Source organism: uncultured Gimesia sp. (genome assembly GCF_937919775.1).
Taxonomy (GTDB): Bacteria; Planctomycetota; Planctomycetia; order Planctomycetales; family Planctomycetaceae; genus Gimesia.
Map to the genome: position 1 here is coordinate 1 of NZ_CALFPF010000089.1, position 7272 is coordinate 7272.

The window sequence follows — 7272 nt, forward strand, 5'->3', positions numbered from 1 at the left end:
ATCCAGGCCGAGTACCTGGAGTATTTTATTGCCAATTCACGCAAAATGGCCGAACTGGCATAAACCTGTTCGCTACAGCCCAGCTGCTTCGCATCAGCCTGACCGGTAACATCGGTCAGGCTGATGCGCTATCTGAATTCCGCACCGTGAAAGACACTGACTTCTTAGCCCTGATCTTTTATGACGATTACCAATTTTGATGGCGTATCGTTTCCACGCCGAGTATCATCAGCAAATGGAGTATGAAACAAGTTCTCCAGGCGAACTTTCTTCTGTTCTGTTACCTGATATGAAAAGATGATTATGGCTGACCAAAGAACTTTGTTGGCAATCGGCGCACACTTTGATGACTGCGTCTACGGCGTTCCCGGAATCATGTTGAAAGCCGTCGCGAAAAACTATCGCGTGGTGCAGTTAATTCTGATCGGCGACTACAGCAACTGGCCTCCCACCAAAGGACGCGAAGAGGCTTTCAGAAAATCCGTCATCAGTATTGCCCGTGACTTTGGAGTCGAAACCCGGTTTCTCGACTTCGCCTCACATCAATATGATACAAATGAAAAAACCAAGCAGAAAGTCGCCGCTGCGGTCCACGAGATCAAACCGGACATCGCCCTGCAGATGTGGGAGTACGATCATCATCACGACCACACTGTCGCCTCTCAACTCAGCAAAATTGCCCTCAATCATGGCGGGCGGGTACTCAACCAGGACCGGTTTAAAAGTCCACGCACGATCTACCATTATGATAACGGTCCGGGACACACGGTGGGCTTTGAACCCGACACGTTCGTGGATGTGACTGACTACTGGGACAAATCAATGGAGTGGCTCGGCCGCTATATGGCGTTACAGAGGAACGTGGACTACGATCCCGCACAAACGAACGGCGCCCTTCAGGGAAAAGAAACTCTGGCCCGCTATCGCGGACAAACGTGCCGGGTGAAATATGCCGAAGCCCTCTGGGCGCCTCGTAAACAACCCGTCGAAATTTTATAATCAGGAAAGGATTCGCCGTGAGCCTGGCAGAACATATCAAAGTCACTCTGGAGCTTCCCGCGCTGGTCGTGAAAAGCTACCTTGAAGATCTTACCGACGAGGAATTATTTGTCAGACCTGCAGAAAAGATGAACCATATTGCCTGGCAGTTAGGGCATTTGATTCTTAGTGAGCATTTTCATGTGACTCAGGTTGCCCCCGATTCCATGCCGCGCCTACCCGATGGTTTTAAAGAATGCTACACCAGAGAAACAGCGGCCAGTGATCAGCCTGCGGATTTTCATACCAAAGCAGAATACCTCCAGTTGATGCAGGAACAACGTCAGGGAACTCTGGACGTGCTCTCAAAACTCAGCGACCAGGAACTGATGCAGCCAGCGCCTGAAGCGGTGCGTTATCTGGGCTCGACAACGGGTTGCGTTTTCGCCGGAGAATCCACGCATTGGATGATGCACGCCGGCCAATGGGCGGTCGTCAGACGGAAACTGGGAAAACCACCCTTGTTTTAATTTTGCTTCTCCCGCTTTGGTTGTTCAAATGGCTCGGGTTGAATCCATTTCGTATAAGCGCGCGGCGTTTTCGGTAAACCTCGAATAATACCTGCCGGCGTTTCTACAGTGGCTGCATACAGATATCCGTTCATTTCGCCCACCAGCCGCGTATGCAGAATCTGATTCTCGCCATTTGTATGAATCAGCATGCAGATCTGTCCATTCAACCCCGAATACGTGCCATACTCTCCCTGTTTGAGTTCGCTGAATTTGAGATCCTGCCTGAATCGATCCAGCATACGGTGTGTTGCTCGAAAGGTGCCCCCTGTAGGACTCACCACTTTTTTGCCGCGAAACAAAACATTGCGATCATCATACGACAAAACAATGAGAGTCCGTTTTTTGTCCCCTTTGAGCCAGTCTAAAAACTTTTTTCCATGCAGGTCAGAGGTGCTGAACGAGTAGTTTGCGTCCAGAAAGATAAAGCGGTCCACCTGTTCCGGAATCGTTTCCGAACCGTTGAGAAATCCCCACAAAAAACTCCCCCCTCCACTATGGCAGGCCAGTGTGATGCGTGGCTCCTGCAGCGGAATCGCTTTCAGGATCTCGGCGATGGCGTGACGAATCAGTCTGGGATGATCGGGATGTGTGGCGCGCCAGCCAGGCCAACTCAAACCACGGGCCTCCAGACAGACCAGAATCAGATTTTCCTGTTGATTCTGAAACTGCCAGGCACGGTGCTGCGCCGCGATGTGCTGGGCATCAAAGTGCCAGTCGCGTCCTTCTTTAAGTTGGCAGCCTAACGTCTGCTCGATGGTACTGCCGTTAGGCGTCGCAAACAGAATCACGCGGCTGGGGTTTTCAGGCACAATCCGCTCGGGGCGTGGAGCGACAATGATCGAACGCACATCCGGTTCCAGTGGCAGATAAGAAATCTGCTCATCAAACCAGGGACTTTTTTGAAAGCCCGGCCAGAGAGGCTGCACCGCTTCTGCTGCAGTCAACATCGATGTGCACGACAGTACAATGATTAAACTCAGGAACGTGAACCGGGGCTGCATATTACGTTTACCCTCAATAATTCAGGCTACAATCAACGTCAAATTGAAACTTCCAGTTGGGTATGAATCTGCTACGTCAATTTCTAAGATACCATAATCTGTCCGGAATGCAGTAACAGAATGGACTTCATTCCTTTACATCATCAATTCACACAATCGCGTTCCTGAATTTACGGAATACCAGAGCACATGAGTCAGATTGAGATAGAGGATATCTTTGATCATCTCGGCGAAGCAAGACTGCAACGACTGATTGCGGCCTTTTATCGCAGGGTAAAAACAGATGATATTCTGAAACCCATGTATCCTGCTGATGATCTGGCCGGTGCAGAATATCGATTGAAAGAATTTCTTGCCTATCGGCTGGGAGGCCCGCAACGTTATATCGAAGAACGTGGTAACCCTGCCCTGCGAATGCGGCATGCCCCGTTTGCCATCAATCAAAGTGCCCGAGATCGCTGGATGGAATTAATGGTACGTGCCATGAATGAAACGGAACTGGCTCCTGAAATCAGACAAACGCTCGAACCCTTTTTCGATCAGATGGCAACATTTCTGATCAATCGGGCTGAATAAACGCATCCCATCCCCTTTTGCTGTGAAATGGACTCAGGCATGAAACTGGACGACCGATTGCAGGCTGACTGCAAACTGATTTGTGAACTTGAAGAATCGATTCTGCTCTTAATGAATAATTCGCTGGTTGACTGGTTCATTCTGGTGCCCCGCTGTGAAGAGATCGAACTGACCAGTCTCCCTTTCGCTCAGCAGACAGCGATTTTAAAAGAAATCAATCTGGTCTCGCAGTTTCTGCAACAGAAATTCGTACCCGACAAACTGAATATCGCGGCCCTGGGTAATGTGGTCAGCCAGCTGCACATTCATATCATTGGCAGAAAGCACAGCGATCCCTACTGGCCGGCTCCAGTCTGGGGACAAGCAGAAAAGCAGGCCTATACGGACGCCGAAGTCACGGACATCAAACAGGCCTTTCATGAATTTTATCCAGCGCAAAGCAGTTAGAATTGACCATAAACTGACGCTTCTGATTAAAATATTCCTGCTAATTGATTGACGAAAACCATGACAAATCAGCCATTACGCATCGGTATCCTGGGATTGATTCACGATCATGTCTGGGATCATCTGCCACAATTACAACACACTCAGAACGCGACACTGGTTGCCGCCTTTGATACCAATCAGGCGTTACGCGATCGCATCGGGAACGAATATGGCTGCCCCACTTATGCGACACCCGACGAACTCTTTTCACATCACGAATTAGATGGCGTCTATATTTTCAGCAGTAATCAAGAGGGAGCAGCGCTGGCTCTATCCGCGATAGAACGGGGGCTACCCGTGATGATTGAAAAGCCGATGGCCGCTAATCTCTCACAGGCAGAAGCGATGCTGGCTGCCGCGCACGAAAAGAGCGTCTGTCTGATGGTGAACTGGCCCTTTGCCTGGTGGCCGCAAATGCAACACGCCATTACGATGGCCAAAGCAGGAGAGATTGGTGAAATCTGGCAAGTCAAATACCGGGCCGCTCACGCCGGTCCTAAAGAGCTGGGTTGCAGTGATTACTTTTGTGACTGGCTGTTTAATCCGGAGTTGAACGGGGCAGGTGCGATGATGGATTACTGCTGCTACGGCTGCGTGCTCTCCAGCGTATTACTGGGCGTCCCGGAAACCATCACCGGCTTCGGTGGTCAGTATCGACCGGAGCCTCTGGGAGTCGAAGACAATGCGCTGATTGTCATGCAGTATCCGAAAGCAATCGCGACGGCAGAAGGATCCTGGTCTCAAATCGGAAAATTGACTGCGTATGCGACTGCCATTTATGGAACGAAAGGCACGCTCATCATTGAACCCCAGAAAAAAGGGCGTCTGATGTCAGCCTCCGAGGACCAGCCCCTGGGTACAGAGGTCAAAGTTCAATGTCCGCTGCTGTACTTGCAAACCGCCACCGAACATTTCGCGCATTGCGTGCGCAGTGGCGAAGAACCCTGGGAGCTATGCAGTCCGCATGCCAGCCTGAAGGCCCAGGCCATTCTTGAAGCAGGAGTACAACAGCTCAAACAGTCATGATTTTTAAGACAATATTGTTTTTCCTGACAAGGCCTTTCATATCGGGCGGTAGAGTCATAAAATAAAAGTAGTTTCCAAGACTCTTATATAAGGATTTCCATCATGACACTATCGCATTTAAAAGCAGGTGAAGTGATTAGCGTTGGCCCCCTGGGCTCTGATCTGGAATCAACAAAAACGACAACGCTGGTTAAAACCGAAGATCTGCAGATCATTCGTCTGATCATCAAAGCGGGAAATTCACTCCCGAACCATACCGCTCCGGGAATTTTAATCGTGCAATGCCTGGAGGGACGTGTCGTCTTTAAATGTCTGGGGAAGACTCATGAACTCACTCCCGGACATTTATTGCATCTCCCGCATGCAGAACCCCATGCTGTGGAATGCCTGGAAACAGCCGCACTGTTACTCACCATTATCCCGACACATTCCCAAAACGCACCCATCAATGAAATTGATGAAGCTTCTGAGGAGTCATTTCCAGCCAGCGACCCTCCTGCCTGGACCGGCGCGAAAGGTTCCTAAGCGGGAATCAGGACTCGGCTCCTGATCAGCGGCAACGTTACCGGCTGGTGTCGATGTACTTTTCAGCTGACTTAATGAATGAAATCGTAGTTTTTGTAATCAACAGACTGCTGTTGATTAACCTGAATTTGCGGTTTGAATTATAATACAAACAGGTTTCAGTCAATCAGGCATACCTTGAGGAGCGAATCATGAGAAGTCTTTTATTAATCATCGTCTGTGGATTTCTGGCCGGAGTATTGGGAGATCAGAGTGAAAGTTTTTCCCCATTGCTGGCGAAGGAAAATTCCAGGTTGGCGGAAAAGTCCGTGCAAAAAAAGAATCCCGCGCAAGCAAACGTCTCCAAATTCATGCAGGCCAAGCTGGACAGTTCTAAAGATGTTCTGGAAGGACTGGTCACGGAAGATTTCGATCTGATCCAGAAAGGAACAAAAAAAATGATCGAAATGAGTAACGCCACGGAATGGCAGGTTATCGAAGGACCGATCTTCATTCAACAAAGTGCAGAATTCCGAAATGCTGCCAAAGAGGTGTTAAACTACGCCCAGAAAAAAAACATTGATGGTGCTTCACTGAGCTACCTGCACCTGACGATGACCTGCATCGCCTGCCATAAACAGATCAAGAAAAGCGTTGTTGTGATGAGATAATTCCCGTTGATAATCTTCATAATCCGACTTTCTTCATCATCAAAGAGCGTGAGATGCAAGACGAATCGTTGAGAGAACAGTTGCTTGAACAGAGCGTTGAGCTTGTGCGTGCCATTTATGTCGGCCCGGACGGCATTGCACGGGGAAAAGCGTTTCGACCGGACAGTCTTGCTGAGATTTTACAGTCCGGCATCGGGCTGACGCAGGCCCAGGCTTCCGTAAACGTGTTTGATCATCTGCCTCCTGAAAGCCGGTTTCAACCTGTGGGTGAAGTTCGCATTCGCCCGGACGTGAATACCTTTCAGGTGTTGCCTTACCTCCCGGGGCATGCCCGAATGCTCTCGGATCTGGAAACGATCGATGGTCAACCCTGGGAACTCTGTCCGCGAAATCTGTTAAAGACATTTCTCAACAGACTGGCTGACGAGGGAATGGTGATTCGTGCTGCTTTTGAAAACGAATTTACCATTTTCAAAAATGTAAACGGGGAATGGCAGCCGCTGGATCAGTTGAACTGTTTCAGTTCTGCCGCGATGGATCTTGCCAGCCCTTATATTTTGCCAATCATCACTGCCCTTGAGCAGCAGGGGGTGATGGTCGAAAAATACTATCCGGAAGCCGGTCACGGACAACATGAAATTCCCGTGCGACATCAGGCAGGCCTGCAGGCGGCTGACCAGCAGGTGGTCTTTAAAGAAACGGTACGTGGCACGGCTCTGGCGAACGATTTTCGCGTCTCCTTCATGCCAAAAGCAGATCCGGCCTCCGCCGGGAACGGCTGCCACATTCATTTCAGTCTCTGGGATTCCCAAGACGTAAGTAACCTGTTTTACGATGCTGCCGGTGAGTATGGTCTTTCTCAAACCGCCCTGCATTTCATGGCGGGCATCCTCAAACATCTCCCCGCTCTGATGGCGTTTACAGCACCGACGACCAACTCTTATAAACGCTTTGTCGAACGCTGCTGGAGTTCATGTTATGTCTGCTGGGGTCCTGATAACCGTGAAGCAACCGTCCGTGCTGCCTCCGGGTTCAAAGGTCAAGAAGCAGCGACCGTGAACCTGGAATTTAAGCCCTCCGATCCCACCTGCAATCCTTATCTGGCACTCTCCGCGCTCATCTGCGCGGGCCTGGATGGAATCCAGCAACAGGCCGACCCCGGTAAACCGTTGCTAACCGACCCGACGCTACTTTCACCGAGAGAACGGCAGACGCGCGGCATGACAAGATATCCCACCGACCTGGCATCTGCTCTGACCGCACTTGAGCAGAACGAAGTCCTGCGTGCAGGATTTGGAGAAAGCCGCATCTCAGACTACATCACGATGAAGCGGGCAGAAATTCAAATGATCGACACATTGGGCAAAGACGCCGAACAGCAGGCCTATCTCTTCCGTTTTTAGTATGCCACTGATTGTTGATGAGCCGGTTATTCTTCCCGGGTGAAGCGGAATA

General features: G+C 50.2%; 10 protein-coding genes. 9 read left to right on the top strand and 1 reads right to left on the bottom strand.

Going from position 1 to position 7272, the window contains the following annotated elements:
- The 3 genes from Q0294_RS02300 to Q0294_RS02310 all read left to right on the top strand — a co-directional run.
- The coding region (locus Q0294_RS02300) for a hypothetical protein (protein ID WP_299460512.1) at positions 1-200 on the top strand (200 nt) is incomplete at its 5' end.
- A gap of 103 nt (positions 201-303) precedes the next feature.
- A complete protein-coding gene (locus tag Q0294_RS02305; RefSeq protein ID WP_299460514.1) occupies positions 304-999 on the top strand; it encodes a PIG-L family deacetylase in 696 nt (231 codons plus the stop codon).
- Positions 1000-1016: 17 nt separating this feature from the next.
- Positions 1017-1508 carry a DinB family protein gene (locus Q0294_RS02310; protein ID WP_299460516.1) on the top strand — a complete coding sequence of 164 codons (492 nt, stop codon included), beginning with the start codon at positions 1017-1019 and terminating at the stop codon, positions 1506-1508.
- Here Q0294_RS02310 and Q0294_RS02315 read toward each other — a convergent pair.
- Positions 1505-2497, bottom strand: a complete 993-nt coding sequence (locus Q0294_RS02315) for a hypothetical protein (protein ID WP_299460518.1) — start codon at positions 2495-2497, stop codon at positions 1505-1507. The two genes, Q0294_RS02310 and Q0294_RS02315, sit on opposite strands and share 4 nt — an antisense overlap.
- Before the next feature lie 243 nt (positions 2498-2740).
- On the opposite strand from Q0294_RS02315, the gene Q0294_RS02320 reads away from it, so the two are divergent.
- The 6 genes from Q0294_RS02320 (at position 2741) to Q0294_RS02345 (ending at position 7220) form a co-directional block, all read left to right on the top strand.
- A complete protein-coding gene (locus Q0294_RS02320) occupies positions 2741-3127 on the top strand; it encodes a globin (protein ID WP_299460519.1) in 387 nt (128 codons plus the stop codon).
- A gap of 39 nt (positions 3128-3166) precedes the next feature.
- Positions 3167-3574 (top strand): HIT domain-containing protein, encoded by a 408-nt coding sequence (locus tag Q0294_RS02325; protein WP_299460520.1) that lies wholly within the window; start codon positions 3167-3169, stop codon positions 3572-3574.
- 60 nt (positions 3575-3634) lie between these two features.
- Entirely contained in the window at positions 3635-4642 is a 1008-nt protein-coding gene (locus tag Q0294_RS02330) for a Gfo/Idh/MocA family oxidoreductase (protein WP_299460521.1), read from the top strand.
- 102 nt (positions 4643-4744) lie between these two features.
- Positions 4745-5167 (top strand): cupin domain-containing protein, encoded by a 423-nt coding sequence (locus Q0294_RS02335; protein ID WP_299460523.1) that lies wholly within the window; start codon positions 4745-4747, stop codon positions 5165-5167.
- Positions 5168-5358: 191 nt separating this feature from the next.
- Positions 5359-5817, top strand: a complete 459-nt coding sequence (locus Q0294_RS02340) for a hypothetical protein (RefSeq protein ID WP_299460525.1) — start codon at positions 5359-5361, stop codon at positions 5815-5817.
- A 53-nt stretch (positions 5818-5870) separates the two neighbouring features.
- Positions 5871-7220 (top strand): glutamine synthetase family protein, encoded by a 1350-nt coding sequence (locus Q0294_RS02345; protein ID WP_299460527.1) that lies wholly within the window; start codon positions 5871-5873, stop codon positions 7218-7220.
- Positions 7221-7272 lie beyond the last annotated feature (52 nt).

Coding starts and splice junctions, on each gene's coding strand:
- Q0294_RS02340 (WP_299460525.1), top strand. CDS start 5,359: ATGAGAAGTCTTTTATTAATCATCGTCTGTGGATTTCTGGCCGGAGTA.
- Q0294_RS02305 (WP_299460514.1), top strand. CDS start 304: ATGGCTGACCAAAGAACTTTGTTGGCAATCGGCGCACACTTTGATGAC.
- Q0294_RS02345 (WP_299460527.1), top strand. CDS start 5,871: ATGCAAGACGAATCGTTGAGAGAACAGTTGCTTGAACAGAGCGTTGAG.
- Q0294_RS02330 (WP_299460521.1), top strand. CDS start 3,635: ATGACAAATCAGCCATTACGCATCGGTATCCTGGGATTGATTCACGAT.
- Q0294_RS02325 (WP_299460520.1), top strand. CDS start 3,167: ATGAAACTGGACGACCGATTGCAGGCTGACTGCAAACTGATTTGTGAA.
- Q0294_RS02315 (WP_299460518.1), bottom strand. CDS start 2,497: ATGTTGACTGCAGCAGAAGCGGTGCAGCCTCTCTGGCCGGGCTTTCAA.
- Q0294_RS02320 (WP_299460519.1), top strand. CDS start 2,741: ATGAGTCAGATTGAGATAGAGGATATCTTTGATCATCTCGGCGAAGCA.
- Q0294_RS02335 (WP_299460523.1), top strand. CDS start 4,745: ATGACACTATCGCATTTAAAAGCAGGTGAAGTGATTAGCGTTGGCCCC.